Source organism: Roseimaritima sediminicola (genome assembly GCF_009618275.1).
GTDB classification, from domain to species: domain Bacteria; phylum Planctomycetota; class Planctomycetia; order Pirellulales; family Pirellulaceae; genus Roseimaritima; species Roseimaritima sediminicola.
Window position 1 is genome coordinate 50,251 of the sequence record NZ_WIAD01000020.1, and the last position, 19,849, is coordinate 70,099.

Here is a 19,849-nt window from a genome sequence, read left to right on the forward strand (position 1 = left end):
GGTTTCGTCACCGCAGAACCAGGGCTATCGCCCAAACGGCTCACTTAAGCAATGCGTTTTCAAATAAATCGACAGGCCGTGACACCGCCGGCAGGGGCTGTGTCGCGCTCTAAGCACGTCGGCATGAATCTTTGGGTGAAACCCCGCGACAACACCCTCCCGCGCAGCGGGAGGGTCGGGCTCTTAGGCCCGGGGAGGGCCCTACGAAAACCCTCTCCGGGCCTAAGAGCCCGACTCTCCCAGTGGGAGAGTAAAGCCGAATTAAATGTTGCGACGTGCTTAGGCTGAGTTTGCGGCGGTTCGCGTGGCCACACCTTTTTCGCCCAGCACGCGATTGCCGCGGAGAAAATCGTCTTGGCTGGGAGACCCGCGAAAGCGCGCCGTCGGCTCGACCTCTCGCCACTCGCCACTCACCTCTCGCTACTCGCCACTAAAAAGTGTGTTCAGAGCAGCGTTGAATTGGCCTCGGGTCAACACGGTTTCGATCCCGGCGGTGCGGGCGGCGTTTAACGAATCGACCTGCACGTGCGGTCCGTAGGCGATCCAGCGAGCGTCGGGATAGCGGGGTTTGCCGGCTGCCACCACGTCGGGCAACAATCGTGCTCGGCTGGCCAGGTCCAGAATGATCCAGCTGGGCGGTTGGCCGTCGTCCTCATCGGGCAGGTTGCCAAGTAACCGAAACGCGAACCCCGCGTCGTTGGCTGCCGCTTGCACGCGGGAGGCGAACATCAGGTCGCCGGAAAGAAACCACACCGCTTGCTCGTTCATTTTGTGTCCTCGGTTCGGATTTGGTCGGCGACCCCATGACCGCTGGTCCCGTCGCTGATTCGAATCGCGTCGACGACGGGAAGTACGAAGATTTTGCCGTCACCGATCTGCCCTTCGCTGCCGGTCAGAGCGGCGTCGCGCAGGATCCCCAGCACCGGCTCGAGCGCCTCGTCGCGAATCACCGCTTCGATCACGATCTTGCGAAGCAGGTCCACCTGGTACTCGACACCGCGATAGGTGGCGGTTTGGCCGCGCTGGCGAGCGTAGCCTTGTGCGTCCAGGACGGTGATGTGTGTGATGCCCTGCCGAGCCAGCGACTCCCGCACCGTGGCCAGTTTCGTGGGCTGGATGACGGCCGTGATCATTTGCATGATTGGTTCGCCTCCGCATCGTTCAAGGAACAACGCTGGCCGCTCCGGATGCTGCGCTGAAGCGCGGCCAGGGTGTCCTGCGTCGCCAACGCCTGCCGTTGCCAGGGCGTGAGATCGACGCTCGGGTCACGGAAATGGGCTGCCATGGCTTGCTCCTGGTTTCCGTCCTGCTCGTGCGAAACGGCGGCACCGGTGCGGTCGTGTGTCCAAAAACGCGTCGTTCGCTCGGGCCAAGATCGCGTGAAGTCGTCGCAGACGATCGACCCGGCTTCGCCCGCGACTTCGAACCACTTGCGGGTCGAGGTGTCGTAGGCGCAGTGAATCGAAGCGGTTACGTCGCCTGCGAACCACAGCGTGGCGGTCACGCGGTACAGGACGTCGTCGCGATAGATGCCGCTGGCCCAGACGGCCTCGGGGACACCGGCAAACCAGATCGGCAGGCCGACCGCGTACCAGCCCAGGTCCAGCAGGCAGCCGCCGCCGAGCTGGGCGACCAAGCGATGGTCGCCGGACTGAAAGGGTTCGAAAAACGAGACGGCCGAGGTGATGTGCCGCAGGGCTCCCAGCTCACCCTGCCGAGCGATTTGCGTAAACGCCTCGGTTCGCGGGTGATGCAGCCAGCCGGTCGCGTCCATCCACCGCACACCGGCCGCCGCGCACGCCTGCTGGATCTGGCGGGCTTGCCGCGGATCGCAGGCCAGCGGTTTTTCGCACAGCACGTGTTTGCCCTGCTGGGCGGCCGCAATGCTCCACTGGGCGTGCAGCGACGGTGGCAACGCCACGTACACCGCGTCGACATCCTCCCGCTCCAGCAGCGGCTGGTAACCGCAGACGCCGATGGCGACGCCGTACTGCTGGGCGTACCAGGCGGCTCGTTCGGCATCGCGGCTGGCGATGGCCGTGACCTGAATGCCGGCCGTCGATTGCAGGTCGGCAACCAGCCGGCGAGTGATCCGGCCGGTACCGAGGATTCCAAAACGCATGGTGGGTTATTTCGCCGTGAAGTAGGATTGCAGTGTTGCGTAGATCGTCCACGCTCCGGTGATTCCCATCAAGGCGGCAGAGATCCATAAAAAAGCGTCCCACCACGATCCCGGCGTCAAACCCGGCAGCGACCGCTGGTAGCGGAAGTACAACGCGGCCGCGGCCAGCATCGGCAGCATGATCCCTTGAGCCACGCCGCTGAAGAGCACCAACCGCGCCGGTTCGCCCACGCCCAGGTAAATCACCAAGCACAGCACCGGGAAAAAACCGCTCAGCCGCGTCACCCACTTCTGCCGCGTGGCCGGGTCGTCGTCGATCAATCCGACCACGCGCAACGCATCGGCGAACACCCGGGCGTGGGCGGCATTGGCGACGAAAAACGTGCTGTACAAAACCGCGAACGCGCCGAATAAAAAGATCGGAGCGGCCCAGCTGGCAAACACCGGGACGTACATCACGGCCAGGGTTCGCACCATCCCGGTGCCCTTGGGATCCAGATCCAGCGGATTCAAAATAGCCGCCCCCAGCAGGTAAAAGGCCAGCGTGGCAAAAGTGTAGATCACCATCGCGCCCCAGGCGTCGAACTGCATGACCCGCATCCAGCCCTTGGCACGACGCAGCCACGCGGCCGAACCGTCGTAGCGGCCGGTGAACGCCGCGTACCCTTTTTCCAGGCACCAATAGGGATAAGCGACCAGCTCGCCGGCTCCCACCCCGATGATTCCGAAGGTGGCCAGGGCGGTGGCGACGGCCGTCGTGGCCGAACCCGGCGGCAAGCCAAACGACATGCCTTCCAGCAGATCGTCCGCGGTCACGCGCCATCCCTCTTGCCGCTGCAGCAGAAATAGATTGCCGATCGTCAGCAGGGTGAACATCGCGACCAACACCGTGGACAGCGATTGGATCAGGCGGTAACGACCGACGACCAACAGCAGGGATGTGATCGCCGCCATCACCGCGGCCCACATCGCCGGGTCGGCCGGAGCACGCACGATCCGCCGGCCGCTCTGACGAACGCTGTACCGCGACTCGTACTGCTCGCGAAGCTCCTCAACCCGTTCGGCTTCGGCGGCCGGCAACGACTCGTCTGCCTCCAGGATGCCGTTGGCGGCCGCCCGCTGGAGAATCCATTGACGCTCCGCCGCGTCTTCCAGTTGGTTGTAATCCTGACCCATCTGGGTAATCGGCACACTGATCGCTAAGGCCTGGCCGACACCGCCCACGATCCCGCCCAGTTGGCTGATACTGGCAAACCACATCGCGATCCAGTACCACACCAACCAGTTGCCCCGGCCCCGCACCCGCGGTCCGGGAACCTCCGACAGAGCTTCTAGGGTGGTCTTGCCACTGATCAGCGTGTAACGCCCAAATTCGATCTGCGTAAAAACCTTGATCACGCATCCGAGCAGTACCAGCCACAGCAGGGCGTAACCCGCCTGAGCACCCGTCTTGGTCGTCGCGATCAATTCCCCGCTACCCACGATCGAACCGGCCACGATCAAGCCGGGGCCGGCATAGCGGACAATGCCCAGCAGCGAACCGGGCGGCGGGAGGACGCGATCGTCGTTGTCAGCAGGATCGTTCATTGAAGGCGTTTAGAGCCGATGAATCGTGTTGTGAATGACGCCCTCGACCGGCGTCTGGCTTTCCCGTGGCTGGACACGATAGCGGATTTCCATGCCCCAGGTGGGCTGCAGTTCGGGGATTTCCAGAACGATCGTGCGGCCGTCGGATTCCAGCCGGACGCTGGCCACCTGCAAACGCCGCTCGTCGTAGTGTTTGGAGCCATACGAGGCGGTACGCTTCAGCCGCCAGGTCTGGATCGCAAAGTCTTCGGGACGGAGGTCGGCCGCGGCCAGAGCGTCGGTGAACCGCAGACGAATACGCGTTCCGGCCGCGTTCAGTTCCTTGGGAAGAATGACCGGTCGACCGGTGTAACGCAGCCGATAGAAGCCGCCGTTTTGATGCTGGGTTCCCGCCCAAGCGAACATGCCGCACAGGTACAGCTGGCCGTCGCCGGGGTGAAATCTTCCGCGATGAATGCCCGTGGGGAATTGTGGAATCGGCAGCTCGCACATCCCGCCCTGTACCAGGTCGCCGCGTTTCTCGTGCGGGACAATAAATACTTTGCCGTAGCCATAGGACAGATTTAGCAGGCTGCCCTGCAGCGGTCCCCAGCCTGGACTGTCGACCCATAACAGCTCGGCCGGCGAGCGATCAAAGGCGTTGGTGATCCAGCACAAGGGTTGCTGCATCGCATCGTCCGAAGCGTCGGTCACGTCATGGTACCCGTACATGTTTCCGTAGAACCCGCCGGGGCGAACCCAGTTGATGCGGTTCTTGGGATTCCAGTGACCTTCCTGGTCGGTGACGATGAACGTGCCGTCGGGATTGATGCACACGCCGTTGGCCGCGCGGAAACCCGTGGCCACGATCTCGGTCGACTCGCCGTCGGGCGAGACCTTCAACAACGTGCCATGATGCGGCACCACGGCCTTCAACGCATGCCGCGCGGATTTGGCGTAATACAAATTGCCATCGCGATCCACCTGCAGGCCCATCGCGAACTCATGGAAGTGTTCGGTGACCTGGTGGTCGTTGTTGAAGTTTTCGTAGTAGTCGGTTTCGCCGTCGCCGTTCAGGTCGTGCAGGATGCAGATCTGGTCGCGGCAGCCGACGTAGACGCGGCCGTCGATGACTTTGATCCCCAGCGGCTGGAACAAGCCCGATGCGATCCGCGTCCACTCCAGCGGCGACTGTTTCAGCGGCGACTGTTTCGGCGGCGACGTTTCCAGGGCGGACAAGCGGTCCAGGCCGTCGACTCGCCAGACGTTGCCGTCCCAGTCGCAGACCACGGCACTGGCGCCATCGTCCAAGAAGTCCAAACCGGTCAGACGCATGCGGCAGAACCATGGGTTCTGTTCGGGGTAGGTCAAACGATCGACGGCGAAGGGCCCCTGGTCGAACATGACCGCGGTTTGCGTGGTCACCGTCTGAGGCCAGCGCCGCGGGCCGCCGGCGGTTTTGGCCGCAAGCGCCGGCGGCGGAGCGTCGCTGGAGGAAGACTGTTCGGCGACGCGTTTGGCCGCGGCGAGGTCGGCCGGATTGGCGTGATGGATGGTGATCCGGCGCGCCTTCGCATGGGGTGCGATCGACAGTCTCAGGCGGCCTCGGGCGACGTGCAATCGAGTGCCTTCGGTGTCGCCGGCCAATCCGACCAACAGCGGCGGCGGCGTGTCGCCGGCGGCCGAAGCGAGATGACGGACAAACCGCGTCGACGCATCTCTGCGATCGCGCACCTCGGCCGCTTGATCGCTGAAGTGATAATCCGCTCGCAGCGTCTCGCCCACCGTTTGCTCGGGCAACTGGAACCGACACAGTGCTTCCCACTGCGGCTGGGCAAAGCGTTTCCGATGAAATTGAATCCGCTGGATGCGGCCTTCGAAGGCGGGCTGGGCCGGAAAGTTCTCCGAGGTCCAGCCGATCCGCAGCACGTGATCGGAGACGGCGTTCTTGGGCGCGAGCGGACGTTCGGCTTGCGGCTGGCCGTCGACGACCAGGGTGACGCGTTTGGCTTGGCTGTCGAACAGGACCGCCGCCGTGTGCCAGCGGCCATCGTCGACGCGCCGCTGCGACTGGATCGCTCCCACCCAGCCGATGTCGAAAACCAGTTTGCCGCCGCGGACAAACAGGGATTTACCGTCGGGAACCCACTTGGCTTGGTCGGCCGTCTTGGCGATCAACGTGCCGTCGCCCTCGGTGCGAAATCGCACCACCAAACTGTAGTCCTGATCGAATAGATTCCAGTCCGAAGCGTCGGGGACAACCCAGTGCCCGTTTCCGTCGAACCGTTCGGCCGCAGAGGCCGCAGCGGTTTCCTCGTGCTGCGGTGCGGCGTACACCCAGGACGCGCGTCCGCTGTCGCCCTGATCGGCCAGCGGTTGCAGGTGAACGTCCTCGCCGAGAAACGCGACCTGCATCTCGAGCGGTCGCTCGTGCGGCTCCAAACGCAGGTGCCGGCTGATGACGTCGATCGGCGGCGCCGCCGCGTCCGCGGTCAGCCGTCGCAGCGATGGCGTTTCCAAAATTTCTGCCTCGCCGACACGGTAATGCATCACGGTGTCGGGGCCGTGGGCGTACATGCCCTGGTACTCGGCCCAGTCTCGTGGCAACGGGCCATACCGGCGACCGTCTCGGCCCAGCACGCGGCGGTCCTCGTAGTCACCGTCGGGACTGGCCCAGCCCGGACCGGTGGGGTTGGCAAACAGGACGTCGCCGACGATGCGGGGATGGATGGCGTGGCGGCCGTTGAAATTAATTCCGTTGTAATCGATGAAGCGGCCGTCCTGCTCGGGATCCTTTCGCCAGGCCGCCGCGACGCGCATTGTATCGGTGTCGTAGACGATCCAGTGGCTGCCTTGCGACACGCCGCCCGGGCCGTGGTCCAAGCGAATCGCGTTGCCCTTGTAAGCAAAGTTGCTGCTGTCATCGCCGATTTCCAGCGTGGCCATCAGATTGGGGCCGTAGTCCATCTGCGACCAGGGATGGGTCTCATCCGGTTCCGGCCCGAACGTATCGCCCGCGGGCAGTCCCGCCAGGTAGTCCTCGCCCAATGGTACGAACTGATCCGGATTGTGCTGGCGCAAATAATGTTCGCGGATGAAATGGATCACGTCGTACTTTTGCTGGGGCACCATCCAGGACTGGGCCACCATGGCGCCGTAGCCGCGTGAGAGCGTTTGATACATCGCATAGGGATCACTGCCGTTCTTGAATCGTCCCTCGCCAAAGCGCAAGGACGTGGGCATCGAGCCGGGACGCTCCAGATCGCCATGGCAATTGATGCACAGCCGCCCGTAGATAGCTTCGCCGCGCCGCAGCGATGCATCATCCCAGGACCGGATCAGTCCGGCATGGTCGACTCGGGCTTCGTAATCGGGCAAGGGCCGCGCGGCGATTTGCGAGGCCAGCGGTTTCAGTTCGGCCGCCCGCTCGGGCCCACCGTCGCGGATCTCCCGCAGGTAGGCGACGAGATCCAAGAACTGGGTGCGGTTGGTCAGTTGATCAACCAGGTTGTCGGGCATGGCCGATTGCGGCTGGACCTGGACCAGTTCGACGTCTTCGGCATCCAGAGTCGTCTCCTGACCGCTGGCCGGATCGCGCAGCCGCAGCGTGTGGTCCGATTCTGGATCGCCCTCGAGCAATCCCATCAGGACCTGTCCTTCGGTCGTGACGAGGCTGGACAGCTGGAATTCGGGGTGAATGTGCAGGCTGGGACGCAGGATCGACTGGACCAGAAACACGTCGCTGCGATGCGGGGCCGCAACCGCCAGATCGGGTGCCAGCCGGTGCGGTCGGTCGGGGCCAGCATGGCACTGGGTGCACGCCATCCAAGGCTGATGAAACAGCACGGCACCGCGAGCCGCATCGCCGGTGGTGGCCGCTTCGGCCGCCAGACTCTCCGGCGACTCGACCAGCAGACGCCCCGCCAGCGAACGCGGAACCTGGGCCGCGACCGGGTCGCCCAGACACAGCCAAGCGACCAGGAACACATACCCCGCCAGCCCGACCGACAAACCGTAGCAACAACGCATAGGATCCAGGACCACCATACCGGCGAAGGAACAGAGAAACCGTCGCAGGCATTGTAGTTGATCAGAGCGAAACCAGCAGGTCGAGCATCTCGCTGGCCGTCGAGATCACCCGCGAGGAGGCTTGGAAGGCTCGCTGGTAACCGATCAATTTGATGGCCTCCTCGTCCAGGTTCACCCCGGTGATCGAAAGGTGCTGGGCCTGCAGCGTGGTGTAGAAATCCTTGTGGCCCTCGGCGCTGCTGCGCTGCAGCGAGACGCTTTCGGCGATCGTGGCGACCTTCTGTTGATGCCACGCCTGCAAGGATTGTCCGTTCAGGACGTCGCTGGGACGAGCCACCAGATCGACCAGTTCGGCGATCGCGTCGGTGTCGTTGCCCACGCCACCCTTGCTGACCGACAACAGATGCGGGTTCTCCATCAGGTAGTCGTTCACGGCCAGGTCCTGGGCACTGCTGCCGGTGAACAGGGTATTTAAACCCGCGGCGGCCAGGAAACCGCTGTTGTCGTCGGCAAAGGTAAAGCTCAATCCATCCACATCGGCAACCAGTTCGACCTTGCCATCGCCGTTGACCCGGGCCGACACGCCATCGATGTCGTCGATTTGCTGGATGATCGAGTTGACGGTCGAATCGCCCACAATGCCCAGGTTCTGGACGGTGATCTGGTGCGAGCTGACCAATTGGCCCTGTTCGTCCAGCACCTGCACGTCGAAGGAACCGTTCTGCGGCTCGTAGGACAATTCGGCGCGTTCCAGCGGCACGCCGGGTTCGACGCTGATGGTGCCGACCATCCGCTTGTGTCCCTCCAGACCCTGACCCTGGGAATGCACCTCGTTCATGATGCGGGCCAGCGAGGCGGCGAACGTGTCCAGTTCTTCGAGGTAGGAACCGAAGACTTCATCGCGGGCGACCTGCACGGCACCGATCGTACCGCTCTTGGCCTTCAGCGGCGAATCGGTTTCCTTGATACGGATTTCTTGTCCGTTGGTCGCTTGGTTGTAGGCCATATAGACTTCGCGGTAGTTCGCCTCGGAGATCAGATAATCCCCGCCGACGAATACGCTGACCGATCCGCTGGACTGTTCCTGGACATTGATGTCGACGATCTGCGCCATTTCTTCGAGCAACTTGTAACGCTCGTCGCGCAGCCCAGTAGCGTCGCTGGACAGCGAGCGACCGCCCTCGAGGACCATGATCTCGATGTTCAGGTCCGCGATCCGGCTGGACAGCGAGTTCAGGGTCTGAGCCAGGATGGGCAGTTGGTCGTTGGTGCGGTTCTTGGCGGCCTGGGTGTCGCTGTGGGCTTGGTTGATCGCTCCGGAGAGCGCATTGGCCTGCATCAGGACCAGGTCGCGAGCCGCCGGGTCGGCCGGAGCGTTGGCCAGGTTGTGCAGCGATTCGTTGAACTTGGTCAATTGGCTGCCCAGGCCGGTGTCGTCCAAGCCGCCGACCATGTCTTCCAGTTCGCGGTAAGCCGCTTGCAGGGTCTCGCCGCCGGAAACCGCCGTGCTGGCACTCCACATGCGTTCGGCCAACGCCTGATCGATGACCTGGCGCGTGCCCCGCGGCAGCACACCCTGGCCGACGATCACCTGGCCGATCCGCGTGGTCGTCGCCGGGATCAGCTCCAGTTCCTGGCGGATGTAGCCCGGCGTATTGGCGTTGGCGATATTGTGACCAACGACCTGCAGGCCCATCTGCGAAGCTCGCAGGGCGGCGGCGGACTGATTGATCGAACTGAACAGGGACATCCAACGGTCACCCGAAGAAAGGGAAACGGCTTTGGTCCTGTTATCGACGCCCCAGCCGTCAAAGTTTACCAAATCCCTCTATTCGGAACCGGTGGCCCTCTGGAACAATGCACAGCCCTGTCGCCGGCGACCGCCCGACCCGGCTTTGCAATCCGGCCCCGGTGGACGCCAGGCGGGAACCGCGGACCGAACGAAGCCGCTTAAACGACCAGACTGTTATGAGCAAGCCGAACCACGGACCATCCAGCGCGGCCTCGCCCCAGGCCGCCAGCGACCTCGAGGGCAGCTCTGTGGCCGAGGCCGCAAGGGGACGGGCCTGGCCGCGGAGGATGGGCCGCGCGGCCCGGCGCGGGCTGCGCAGTGGCGCCCTGGCGCTGGCCGTGATCTGGGCCAGCGGGGCGCTGCTGCACTGTTCGCTGTTTCCGCGGCCGCTGGCGTGGTTGTTGGCCGCGGTGTACCTCGCGGCGGCCGGTTGGGTGTGGGGCGCTCGCCGACGCGGCCGCCTTGGCCGCCATCGCGCCGGCGGCTTGTGGGCCGGTTCCCTCGTGCTGGTATTTCTGCTGCTGCAGCTGATTGTCCCTTCGAATCAGCGGAACTGGGTGGACGGGCAACAACGCCTGCCCTGGGTGCAACGTGACCAGCAGCGGATGACTCTGCACGCGGTCCGCCACTGCGAGTACCGCACGGCCGACGACTACACCGTGCGCTACGACGGGCTGCAGTTCGATCGCAGACAGCTGGAATCGGTGTGGTTGGTCGTGCACTATTTTTCAGCCTTCGAAGGTCTGGCTCACACCTTTGTCAGTTTCGGCTACCGCGACGACGACCGCCAGCAACGCTACTTCAGTATTTCGGCCGAGGTGCGACGCGAAGTCGGCGAGAGCTTCTCGCCGGTCCAGGGGATGTACCGGCGATTCGAATTAATGTTGGTCGTCGGCGACGAACGCGATCTGATCGGTTCGCGCACCATCCTGCGGCCCAGCGATCGGGTCTATCTCTATCGCATCGCAGCCTCGGCCGAGCAGGTGCAGGTCTTGTTCGACCGCTTCGCCCAGCGGATGGACCAACTGCGCCGGCGGCCCGAGTTCTATCATACGCTGACCAATAACTGCACCAATACGATCGTTCGGCAGACCTATTCGTTGACGCCCGACCGCATCAACTGGCTGGACCCGCGCATCGTCATGCCCGGGTATTCGCCGAGATTAGCTTTCCAGCTGGGATTGATCGCAAAGACGCGTGAAGGCGAAAGTTTCGAAGGCCTGCAGCGCCGCGCCCGCATCGATCCGCTCGCTCGCGAGCTGGGGTTTGGGAGGGATTTCTCGCGGCAGATCCGCCGGAACTGGCAGAGCCACGACGCAGCTGGAGGTGTTGGTCGTTAAGCACGTCGGCATGAATCTTTCGGTGAAACCCCGCGACAACACCCTCCCGCGCAGCGGGAGAGTGATGCCGAATTAAAGGTTGCGACGTGCTTAGTTGCGCCACGTCGCTGAACTCGCCAGAGTTTGGTTGTTGGGCAGCGCGCAGGCCGTCGTACGGGGAACACTAATCTTCACTAATCAGCACTAATCTAGGCAGGAGAAGGAAGTTTTATTAGCGTCTGATTAGTGAAGATTCGTGGTTAAACCTCCTGGTCCTCGCCCAGCCGAGACCAACGCCGCGTTCAACCCGGTCTCCGAGATCGGAGCAACCACCAAGCTCACTCGGACGTCTCGAGTTCCGCTTGTTTGCGTTCGATCTCCTGCTGGACCGCGGTCAATTCCTCCAACAAGCTTTCGAACAGTTCGGGCAGCCGGTCCAGTTCGGACTCGCGAGCGGCCATCTCCAGTTGGCGGCAGCGTTCGGTGGCACAGGGGGCTCCGATCGCCGCCGATGCACCTTTGAGGGTGTGGGCGGCGCGGAACAGCCGCTCGGTGTCTTCGGCGTCGAGCGCCTTGCGCATGTCGGACTGCAGATTCTGCTTTTCGTTCAAGTAGACCGAGATGATCTCCTGCAGCAGTTTCGGGTCGCCGCCCACAATCGCCAGCGCCTTGTTCCAGTCGACGACCGGTTCCGGCGGCCGCTGCGAAGCGTCGTCGGAAGGACCTTGCTCGTTGGCCGTGGGATCGTCGGCGGCAGCGTGTGTGCCGTGAGGCTCGGCCGCGGAACCCGCATCGTCCATCCCCAGTTCTCCGTCGGAATCTTCGCCGCCTTCACTGCCGGATGACTGGGCCGGCCGCGTCGTGCTGTCCTGGCTGTGGGGGGCGGAATTTTCGAGCGGTGAATTGTCCGCCTGGTGCCCCTGGGGTGCCGGGTGGTCCTTCGAAGCGGTTTCTTGCCTTCGCTCGCTCGGCTCGGTTTGCGGATCGCGGGATTGCGTTTCTGCAGATGCGTCGGCAGGGTCGTTCATGGTAGCCCCCGAGGTGATTTCGAAATCGCGGTCGTCATCATCATCGTCGTCATCGTCATCGCCATCGTCGTCCGCCGTTCCAAAGCGTTCGATGACGTGCGATAATTTTTCCAGGATCGCCGACACGCGGATCGGTTTGGCGATGTACTCGTCCATCCCCGCCTCGAGACACTCTTCGCGATCGCCCTTCATGGCATGGGCCGTCATCGCGATGATCGGTTGGTGTCGGTCGCTCGCTCGCTCCTGTTCTCGGATTTTACGCGTCGCGGCGATGCCGTCCAGGATCGGCATCTGGACATCCATCAGGACCAGGTCATAGACGTTCTCGGTTAACCGCTCCAATGCCTCCTGACCGTTGCTGGCGACCGTCACCTGGTGGCCATGTTTTTGAAGCACGCCCAGAGCCAGTTTCTGGTTGACCAGATTGTCTTCGACCAACAGGATCCGCAGGCTGCCCAAATCGTAGTGCTGTAAAGGATCCGTTTCGCTATCGCTGCTTTCGTATTCCGGTGACGTCACCCCCAACACGCGTACGATCGAATCGAACAATTCGGATTGTTTGACCGGTTTCATCAAGCGGTCGGCAACACACAGGTGGTCGCGGCGGGCGGCGTCACCGGTGCGCGTGCCGGAGGTCAGCATGATGACGGGCGTGTGCGAAACGGCGGGGGTTTTCCGCACCCAGTTGACGAACTGGAACCCATCGACATCGGGCATTTGCACATCGCTGAGGACGAGGCCGAACGGCGCGTTGGCCTGTTGGGCTTCGCGGAGCATCGCGAGACCGGCTTCGGCATTATCGACCTCGGTCGGCTGCATGCCCCAGTTTCGAACCATCTCGCACAGGATCTGGCGGTTGGTTTTATTGTCGTCGACGATTAATACTCGCGTGCCACCGACCACGACGACATCCGCAAACTTGGGAGGATCGCTTTCGATGCGATCCAGTTGGACGGTGAAATAGAACTTGCTGCCGCGGCCCACTTCGCTTTCCATCCACAGGTTGCCGCCCATGATCTTGATCAGCCGCGAAGAGATCGCCAGACCCAGTCCCGTGCCCCCGAAGCGGCGGGTGGTCGACGAATCGACCTGTTCGAATTCGTTGAAGATGCGGTTCTGTTTATCCTCGGGGATTCCGATTCCGGTGTCGCGGACGCAGACCTGCAAGCGGACCTTGTTCTCGGTCGGTTCCAGACAACGGACGTCGACCACGACTTCACCGCGTTCGGTAAACTTGATGGCGTTGCCGACCAGATTGACCAGGATCTGTCGCAACCGGCCCGGATCGCCGATGACGTGTTGCGGGGTTCGCGGGTCGATTCGAAAGGCCAGTTCCAGATCCTTGGCGTGGGCCCGAATGGCCAGGGCCTTCATCGTATCGCCCAGGGTTTCACGGATCTCAAAAACCGACGCGTCCAGTTCCAATTTGCCGGCTTCGATTTTCGAGAAGTCCAGGATGTCGTTGATGATCGACAGCAGGCTTTCACCGCTGCTCTGGACCATCAACAGGTACTCGCGTTGGTTGTCGTCGATGTCGGTATCGAGCAGCAATTCGGTCATCCCGATGACCGCGTTCATGGGGGTGCGAATCTCGTGGCTCATGTTGGCCAGGAAATCGCTTTTGGCGCGGTTGGCTGCATCGGCGGCTTCCTTGGCCGCGCGCAATTCCTGGTCCGCTTTCTTGCGAGCCGTGATGTCGTGGCCGATGCAGACCAGGCCGATCACGCTGCCGTCACTGTCGCGCAGCGGCACCTTGGTGGTCAGCGACCAGATCTCGCGGCCGTCGTGCGTGATGATCGACTCTTCCTGGTCCAGCAGCGGTTGGCCGGTGCGCATCACGATCTGGTCGTCGGTGACGTATTCGCAGACTTTCTCCAAGGGCGAAAAGTCGTAATCCGTTTTGCCGATGATCTGGTCGACCGATTCCAGACCCATCAACTTCAGCAACGCCTCGTTGGCGGTGACAAAGCGGCCGACGCGATCTTTGACGAAGATCATGTTCGGTAACTGGTTGATGATGGTCCGCAGCAAGTCGCGTTCGCGAGCCAGTTCCAGTTCGGCTTTCTTCTGTTCGGTCACATCGCGCGAAATCCCGAAGGTGCCGATAATCGTGCCGTTGCGATCGCGGAGGGGAAGTTTGGTGGTCGAACACCAGGTGTCCTCGCGACCTTCGTAGGTTTCGCGTTCCAGCTTGTTCAGGATCGGCTCGCCGGTCGTCATCACCTGACGCTCGTCGGTCAGAGCTTCTTGCGCATGCTGGCGGGCAAAGAAATCCGCGTCCGACTTGCCGATCGCCTCGGAGATGTCGCGGATGCCCAGCTTGGTGGTCAGGCTATCGCTCAGCCGAATAAAACGGCTGTGAGCGTCTTTGAAATAGATGGCATCGGGGACGTGCTTGAGCAGGGTGTCCAGCAGGAACTTTTGGTACTGCGCCTCGGCCTCGATCTGTTTCTGTTCGGTGACGTCCCAGTACATGATCTGAACCCCAACGGTGTTGGCATTCGGGTCGCGCATCGGCGCCTTGAAGACTTCGACATAGCTCAGTTGATCGCCGACGTTGTGTTCTTCGATCGAGTGGAAGACTTCGCCGGCGTCGAGTACGGCTTGGTCGTCCGCGCGATATTTCTTTGCCAGGTGTGCGGGATAGAGGTCGAAGTCGGTTTTGCCGATCACTTCTTCCAGAGTCCGGTTGCACTGTTTGCAGAACCGCTCGTTGGCGAACTGGATCCGCCCATCGCAATCTTTGCGCGTGACACTGATCGGCAGACTGTCGACCAGTGACCGGTAGGCCGCGTTCGCATCTCGGAGGGCAGCCGCCGCGGTACGCCGGGAGGTGATGTCGCGGGCGACGCCTTCGATGTGATGGGGCTGGTCCCGCGAATCGCACACCATCCGCAACCGATCCGAGACCCAGCGGATTTCGCCATCGGGACGCAGCACGCGGTACTCGGCCTTGGCACTGCCGTCGCGGCGAAGGGCCTCCCAACGCTGCTCGACGATGTATTGATCGTCCGGGTGAACCGCCGAGACCAACGTCTTGGGATGGGCTTTCAATTCCGAAACCGGCACGCCGTAGATGTCTTCGGCGGCGGCGTTGATGAACAACAGTTTGCGATAGTCCGGAGTGGCGGCCCAGACCAGGTCTTCGATCGATTCCAGCAGCCCCTCCAAAACGCCTCCTTTGCTAAAGGCGTTTGACGGTGCGTCCTGGTCGGTTTGACTCATCGAATTCTTCTCAGCGGACCTTTAGATAAGCACTCATTGGCCGGTGCCGTGAGCCAATTCTACCTTAAAAGCACGGTTGCCGATTGGCAATCAAAAAGGCCCGCCGACCTGCCAAGATCCGGGCAATCCGGCGGCCCGCAGCAGGTCCGTGCCTCGCACCCCCCGGCAAAACCGCTGCGGCCGGTATCGCCGGCGCAGCCGCGGCGGCTTTGTCAGCAGCCGTGGCCCGTGGCCCGAGCCCCGGGCGCCGGGCGCCGGGAAGCTGGCCCGCTCAGCGGGATTGAATTCGGACCGTTGCCAAACCGCTGTTGTCGGCCAGTTGACTCGGATCATCGCCGACGCGAAAGAACAGCCAACTGTCCTGTTGGGCGACGACCGTGGCCTCGCGGCCAACGGCTTCGACCTGCACCGGCGGCAGCACGGTCGATGCGGTCTGCGATTCGGGCACCAAGGCGGCCAGGATCATGCCCAGCGGGCGGCCGCGATGGTACCGCACGGTGACGCCCTGGGGTTCGCAGGTCCAGGGCCGCGGCTGGTCGCCCAAGGAGTAACGGCCCTCGGCCGTCACACGCAGGTGGGTTCCTTTGCGGACCCGCACCCCGGCCGCTTGCCAGCCGCGATCGGCGGCCACTTCGACCGTTCGCGCATCTCCGTCCCACTCCGCCGGCGGCTGATCCAATCGGACGCGACCCCGCGCCGTGTCGTAGCCGTAATCGAAATCCACCAACAACAGTTGCCAACGCGCCTGCAGGATGCCCTCGCCGGCCGGCAGCCTTTCGCGAAAGCCGCGTGTGAACCGCTCGCTGCGATCCGCGCCCAGATCGCTGATCTCGATCAAGGCTTCGCGGTATTCCGGATACATCGTCAGCATCACCACGGCCGCCCAGCTCCAGGCATAGGGCTCGACGCTGCGATGCAGCGCCGTGGGCTGATCCAAAACGGCGGCAAAACTGGGGATACGTGCTTCCTCACGGCGGGCCGCGATCACGCGAAAACGACCCCAGTAGGGGACGGCCTGCCGCGTCGCGGGGATCGATGGAACCCGCAGCGCCGGGCCGCTGCCGCGATGGGTAGCCATCATCTCGGCCGTGCCTTCGGCGAACCACTGCGGACCGGTGCCGCCGAAAAACCGCTCGGCAAAGCCGTGGAAGGCTTCGTGCAGGACCAGGTGACGCGTGTAGTAGTCCGAGGGCTGGACCAGTACCCAGGCTTCGCGTCCGGACTGAAAGCCGTAGGGAAAATCAGGCAGCCGTGGCGGGAACAACCCCGCCTCTTCAAAGCGAGCTCGATCCTGCATGACGTAAATCGTCATCTTCCAGTCCGCGGCGCTGTTGGGCTGGCGTTGCCAAAAACGCAGCCACTGCGGGACCGCGGCGTCGACGTCCGCGGGCAACCCATCGACGGCCGCAGCGGCCGGCAGGTCGGTCACGACGGTGGCAAAGCGGCCTTCCAGCGAACGCAGGGCCGGCTCCGCGTGAGCCGCCCCACAGAACAGGCTCAGCCACAACCCGGCCGTCCAGCTCAAGCGGTAGGTAGAGATTGTCGATGGTTTCATCCACCCATCCTAACCTGCGGAGACCACTTCCCGTAGCGGAAGTCGCCAGACTTTGGGCCATGGCGATTTTCACCACGACGTTCGCCGCCCGCTATAAATAGGATTTGCGTCGTCCGTCCGAGATATCAGGGAGGAAAAGAGAACAATGCAGGCCGAGCTGAAGAAAATGCTGACTGCACAGCCTTTCATTCCGTTCACGGTCGTGATGAGTGACGGTACGCATGTGACCGTCAAACATCCTGAAAACGCGTTGCTTACCAAACACTGGCTCTACGTGACGACCGACGGGGGCGAGACGACCGAGCACCTGTACCTGTTGAACGTGACGCGGTTGCAGCGCTCCGAGAAGGCGGCCTAAGCAAGTCGCAACATTAACTTAGGCATTACTCTCCCTCCCGCTGCGCGGGAGGGTGTTGTCGCGGGGTTTCACCCAAAGATTTATGCCGACGTGCCTAATACGAAAAACTCTCGGCGTCTTCTTTGGGGGCCGGTTGATAGCCGTAGGGCTCCATGCTGCTGCCCGCTCGACCTTGGCTGAGGCTGCGCACGGCGCTGGAGTAGCCGAACAGTTCTTTCAGTGGGGCATGGGCGATGATGGTGGTCAATTCGCCGTGCACGTCCGTCTTGGCGATGACCCCGCGACGCTGCTGGAGGTCGCCGACGATGTCCCCCATGTAGTCTTCCGGCGTATTAATCTCCATCCGCATGACCGGTTCGAGCAGGGTTGGCTCGGCCGCTTCGAGGGCCCGGTCAAAGGCGTCGCCGGCAGCGATTCGGAAAGCCACCGGATCGCTGTTCTCTTCGTGCACTTCGCCTCCGGTCGCTTCGATTCGCACGCCCATCAACGGGAAGCCGGCGATCAAGCCACCCCCGTCGGCTCGATCCCGCAGTTCCTCGATCGCAGCGGTCCGCATATCGGGCGGGATCGGCGTATCGGGCGGCAAGCGGTCGAAGACTTGCACCGGAGCGGCGGGGTCGTCCAGCGGAGACACCGTCACGTCCAAGCGAGCGAACATCTGCTGGGCGCCCATCTGCCGATTGCACTGGCCGACCACGGTGGCCGGTTTGGCGATGGTTTCGCGGTAGTTAACCCGCGGCTTGTAGAATTTGACTTTCAGCCCGAAGTCGCGGGTCAGCCGGTGCTGGACGACCTCCAGGTGCAATTCGCCCATCCCGCTGATCAACGTCTGTCCGGTTTCTTCGTTTTCAACCGCGTCGAACGTCGGGTCCTGACGTTTCAGCATCTCGAGGACTTCGTTCAGTTTTTTTCGATCCGCGGTGCTCTCCGGTTCGATCGCCATCGACAACACCGTATCGGCGAACTTGATACTGGGCAGCTCGATCGCGTCCCGCGTGTCGCAGACCGTATCGCCGGTGATGGCAAAGCGGGGGCCGATCACACAGCAGATATCGCCGGCGTGGACCTCGTCGATCTGGCCGTCACGTTCTTTCTTGCTGGCGTGGATCTGCCACAGCTGGGCGACGTTCTCTTTTTTGTCGCGGTTGGGACAATGGACACGCGAATTCTGTTTGAGGGTCCCGCTGTAGACGCGGATCCAGTAGTTGTCGCCCGTTTTGGCGGGCAGGATTTTAAAGACCAAGCCGCAGAAAGGTTCTTTGACATCGGGCCCGCGCTCGAGCGCCTTCTCCGGTTTCTTGGGATCGACCCCTTGGACCGGTGGGCGGTCCAGCGGCGAGGGCAAGAAGTGGCCCACGGCGTCGAGCAGGGGCTGGACGCCGATACCGTGCAGGGCCGAACCGCAGACCAGGGGCTGGATCTTGCGCGTCAAGCAACCCTCGCGGAGCGTCGCACGGATCAGCTCCGTCGGGATCGGCTTTTCTTCCATCGCCAACTGCATCGCCTCGTCGTTCAGTTCATAGACGGTTTCGAGCAATTGTTCGCGGTACATCGCCGCGTCGTCGGCGATCTCGTCCGGGATGTCAACGACCGTCACCTGCTTGCCATCGGTTTCCGGATCGAACTGCATGCATTTCATTTCGATCAGGTCGACCACGCCGCGGAAGGGATCGTTGGTGTGGGCCGGGCCGAGTCCAACGGGCAACTGGATGGGCACCGGTTTGCCGTTCAACCGGCTGCCGATCTGCGCCACGACGGCCTCGAAATTGGCGCCTTCGCGATCCAGTTTGTTCACGAACACGATCCGCGGCACGTCGTACTTGTCGGCCTGCCGCCACACGGTCTCGCTCTGCGCCTCGACGCCTTCACGAGCCGAGAAGACGACGACCGCGCCGTCGAGCACGCGCAGGCAGCGTTCGACTTCGGCCGTGAAATCCACGTGGCCCGGCGTATCGAGCAGGTTGACGTCGTAATCGCCCCAGTGGAACTTGACGCAGGCCGAAAAAATCGTGATCCCGCGTTCCTGTTCCTCGGGATCGTCGTCGGTGTCGGTCGTCCCATGGTCCACCCGACCGACGCGATGCTTGGCACCGCTGAGAAACAACATCCGCTCGGTAACCGTGGTTTTTCCGGCGTCGATGTGGGCGATGATGCCAATATTTCGCAGCTGTTCTATGTCGGTGGGCATGACAAAAGGGGCCGAATCAGCGAGGTGGTTGCGGTGAAAGCAGTAAACAAGGGTCGAAAACCAGCGGATCGAACGCCCGAAATAGTAAAGCTGGACGTGCCAAACGGCAACGGCGCATCAGCCGATTCGCGGCCGCGAAGCCGACAGCCGAGCTGTGGACAGCCGAGCCGCCCCCGGGCTCTGTACGCTGCTTGGGCAAACGGTTTAAATGACGGCCTGCCCTGATTTACCCGCTTCCCGCCCCGAACTGAATTCCGGAAGGTGTTCGATGGCCCAGCTAGCCCACCACGTGTTCTTTACGCTGACCGACAGCAGCGAAGCGTCCGTTCAGTCCTTGATCGATGCCGCCAACAAATACCTCGATGGCCACGACGGCGTCGCCTCGTTCGCCGTCGGCCGCCGCTGTGAAGACCTGGTACGCGATGTGAACGACCAGGACTTTCACGTCTCGCTGCACGTGGTCTTCGAGTCCCGCGCCGCCCACGATGCCTATCAAGTGCACCCCCGGCATCTGCAGTTCATCGAGGAACAGAAAGGCAACTGGACGACCGCTCGGATCTTCGACAGCAACCTCGAATAACGGAAAAAGACCTCGAATAATGGAAAAAGGCAGCCTGGCTGTCCGGGGGGGAGCTGCTTTTTTCTCTCGGCTGGGGCAGCCGAGCTA

At 62.7% G+C, this 19,849-nt stretch carries 12 protein-coding genes; 3 read left to right on the forward strand and 9 right to left on the reverse strand.

The window, feature by feature from the left end; all coding sequences use genetic code 11:
* Positions 1-420: 420 nt before the first annotated feature.
* The 6 genes from GE027_RS11650 to flgK form a co-directional block, all read right to left on the reverse strand.
* Positions 421-768, reverse strand: coding sequence for a histidine kinase (locus tag GE027_RS11650; RefSeq protein WP_153557370.1), 348 nt, complete (start codon positions 766-768; stop codon positions 421-423).
* Positions 765-1,139, reverse strand: a complete 375-nt coding sequence (locus tag GE027_RS11655) for a P-II family nitrogen regulator (RefSeq protein ID WP_153557371.1) — start codon at positions 1,137-1,139, stop codon at positions 765-767. The genes GE027_RS11650 and GE027_RS11655 overlap by 4 nt, the downstream gene beginning before the upstream one ends.
* The gene (locus tag GE027_RS11660) at positions 1,130-2,122 is read right to left on the reverse strand and encodes a Gfo/Idh/MocA family protein (RefSeq protein ID WP_153557372.1); all 993 of its coding nucleotides are present in this window, start codon (positions 2,120-2,122) and stop codon (positions 1,130-1,132) included. Before GE027_RS11660 ends, GE027_RS11655 begins: the two co-directional genes overlap by 10 nt.
* Before the next feature lie 6 nt (positions 2,123-2,128).
* A complete protein-coding gene (locus GE027_RS11665) occupies positions 2,129-3,709 on the reverse strand; it encodes an Nramp family divalent metal transporter (RefSeq protein ID WP_153557373.1) in 1,581 nt (526 codons plus the stop codon).
* 9 nt (positions 3,710-3,718) lie between these two features.
* Positions 3,719-7,717, reverse strand: a complete 3,999-nt coding sequence (locus GE027_RS11670) for a DUF6797 domain-containing protein (RefSeq protein ID WP_162006695.1) — start codon at positions 7,715-7,717, stop codon at positions 3,719-3,721.
* Between the two features lie 61 nt (positions 7,718-7,778).
* Positions 7,779-9,467 carry a flagellar hook-associated protein FlgK gene (gene flgK / locus GE027_RS11675; RefSeq protein ID WP_153557375.1) on the reverse strand — a complete coding sequence of 563 codons (1,689 nt, stop codon included), beginning with the start codon at positions 9,465-9,467 and terminating at the stop codon, positions 7,779-7,781.
* A 218-nt stretch (positions 9,468-9,685) separates the two neighbouring features.
* Between flgK and GE027_RS11680 the strand changes: the two genes are divergently transcribed.
* On the forward strand, positions 9,686-10,849 hold the full coding sequence (locus GE027_RS11680; RefSeq protein ID WP_153557376.1) for an Lnb N-terminal periplasmic domain-containing protein: 1,164 nt from the start codon (positions 9,686-9,688) through the stop codon (positions 10,847-10,849).
* Positions 10,850-11,166: 317 nt separating this feature from the next.
* Here GE027_RS11680 and GE027_RS11685 read toward each other — a convergent pair whose 3' ends face one another.
* Positions 11,167-15,081, reverse strand: coding sequence for a PAS domain-containing protein (locus tag GE027_RS11685; RefSeq protein WP_153557377.1), 3,915 nt, complete (start codon positions 15,079-15,081; stop codon positions 11,167-11,169).
* Between the two features lie 271 nt (positions 15,082-15,352).
* The gene (locus tag GE027_RS11690; protein WP_153557378.1) at positions 15,353-16,636 is read right to left on the reverse strand and encodes a hypothetical protein; all 1,284 of its coding nucleotides are present in this window, start codon (positions 16,634-16,636) and stop codon (positions 15,353-15,355) included.
* Between the two features lie 166 nt (positions 16,637-16,802).
* Between GE027_RS11690 and GE027_RS11695 the strand changes: the two genes are divergently transcribed.
* Positions 16,803-16,994: a hypothetical protein gene (locus GE027_RS11695; RefSeq protein WP_153557379.1), complete on the forward strand. Its 192-nt coding sequence runs from the start codon at positions 16,803-16,805 to the stop codon at positions 16,992-16,994.
* A 94-nt stretch (positions 16,995-17,088) separates the two neighbouring features.
* Here the strand turns inward: GE027_RS11695 and fusA are convergent, their stop codons facing one another.
* Positions 17,089-19,182 carry an elongation factor G gene (fusA, locus tag GE027_RS11700; RefSeq protein WP_153557380.1) on the reverse strand — a complete coding sequence of 698 codons (2,094 nt, stop codon included), beginning with the start codon at positions 19,180-19,182 and terminating at the stop codon, positions 17,089-17,091.
* A gap of 268 nt (positions 19,183-19,450) precedes the next feature.
* On the opposite strand from fusA, the gene GE027_RS11705 reads away from it, so the two are divergent.
* Complete coding sequence (locus tag GE027_RS11705; RefSeq protein WP_153557381.1) at positions 19,451-19,762, forward strand: Dabb family protein; 312 nt, start codon at positions 19,451-19,453, stop codon at positions 19,760-19,762.
* Positions 19,763-19,849 lie beyond the last annotated feature (87 nt).

Bases quoted from the DNA above. Each gene is read 5' to 3' on its own strand.
- GE027_RS11650 (WP_153557370.1), bottom strand. From the start codon at position 768: ATGAACGAGCAAGCGGTGTGGTTTCTTTCCGGCGACCTGATGTTCGCC.
- GE027_RS11655 (WP_153557371.1), bottom strand. From the start codon at position 1,139: ATGCAAATGATCACGGCCGTCATCCAGCCCACGAAACTGGCCACGGTG.
- GE027_RS11660 (WP_153557372.1), bottom strand. From the start codon at position 2,122: ATGCGTTTTGGAATCCTCGGTACCGGCCGGATCACTCGCCGGCTGGTT.
- GE027_RS11665 (WP_153557373.1), bottom strand. From the start codon at position 3,709: ATGAACGATCCTGCTGACAACGACGATCGCGTCCTCCCGCCGCCCGGT.
- GE027_RS11670 (WP_162006695.1), bottom strand. From the start codon at position 7,717: ATGCGTTGTTGCTACGGTTTGTCGGTCGGGCTGGCGGGGTATGTGTTC.
- flgK (WP_153557375.1), bottom strand. From the start codon at position 9,467: ATGTCCCTGTTCAGTTCGATCAATCAGTCCGCCGCCGCCCTGCGAGCT.
- GE027_RS11680 (WP_153557376.1), top strand. From the start codon at position 9,686: ATGAGCAAGCCGAACCACGGACCATCCAGCGCGGCCTCGCCCCAGGCC.
- GE027_RS11685 (WP_153557377.1), bottom strand. From the start codon at position 15,081: ATGAGTCAAACCGACCAGGACGCACCGTCAAACGCCTTTAGCAAAGGA.
- GE027_RS11690 (WP_153557378.1), bottom strand. From the start codon at position 16,636: ATGAAACCATCGACAATCTCTACCTACCGCTTGAGCTGGACGGCCGGG.
- GE027_RS11695 (WP_153557379.1), top strand. From the start codon at position 16,803: ATGCTGACTGCACAGCCTTTCATTCCGTTCACGGTCGTGATGAGTGAC.
- fusA (WP_153557380.1), bottom strand. From the start codon at position 19,182: ATGCCCACCGACATAGAACAGCTGCGAAATATTGGCATCATCGCCCAC.
- GE027_RS11705 (WP_153557381.1), top strand. From the start codon at position 19,451: ATGGCCCAGCTAGCCCACCACGTGTTCTTTACGCTGACCGACAGCAGC.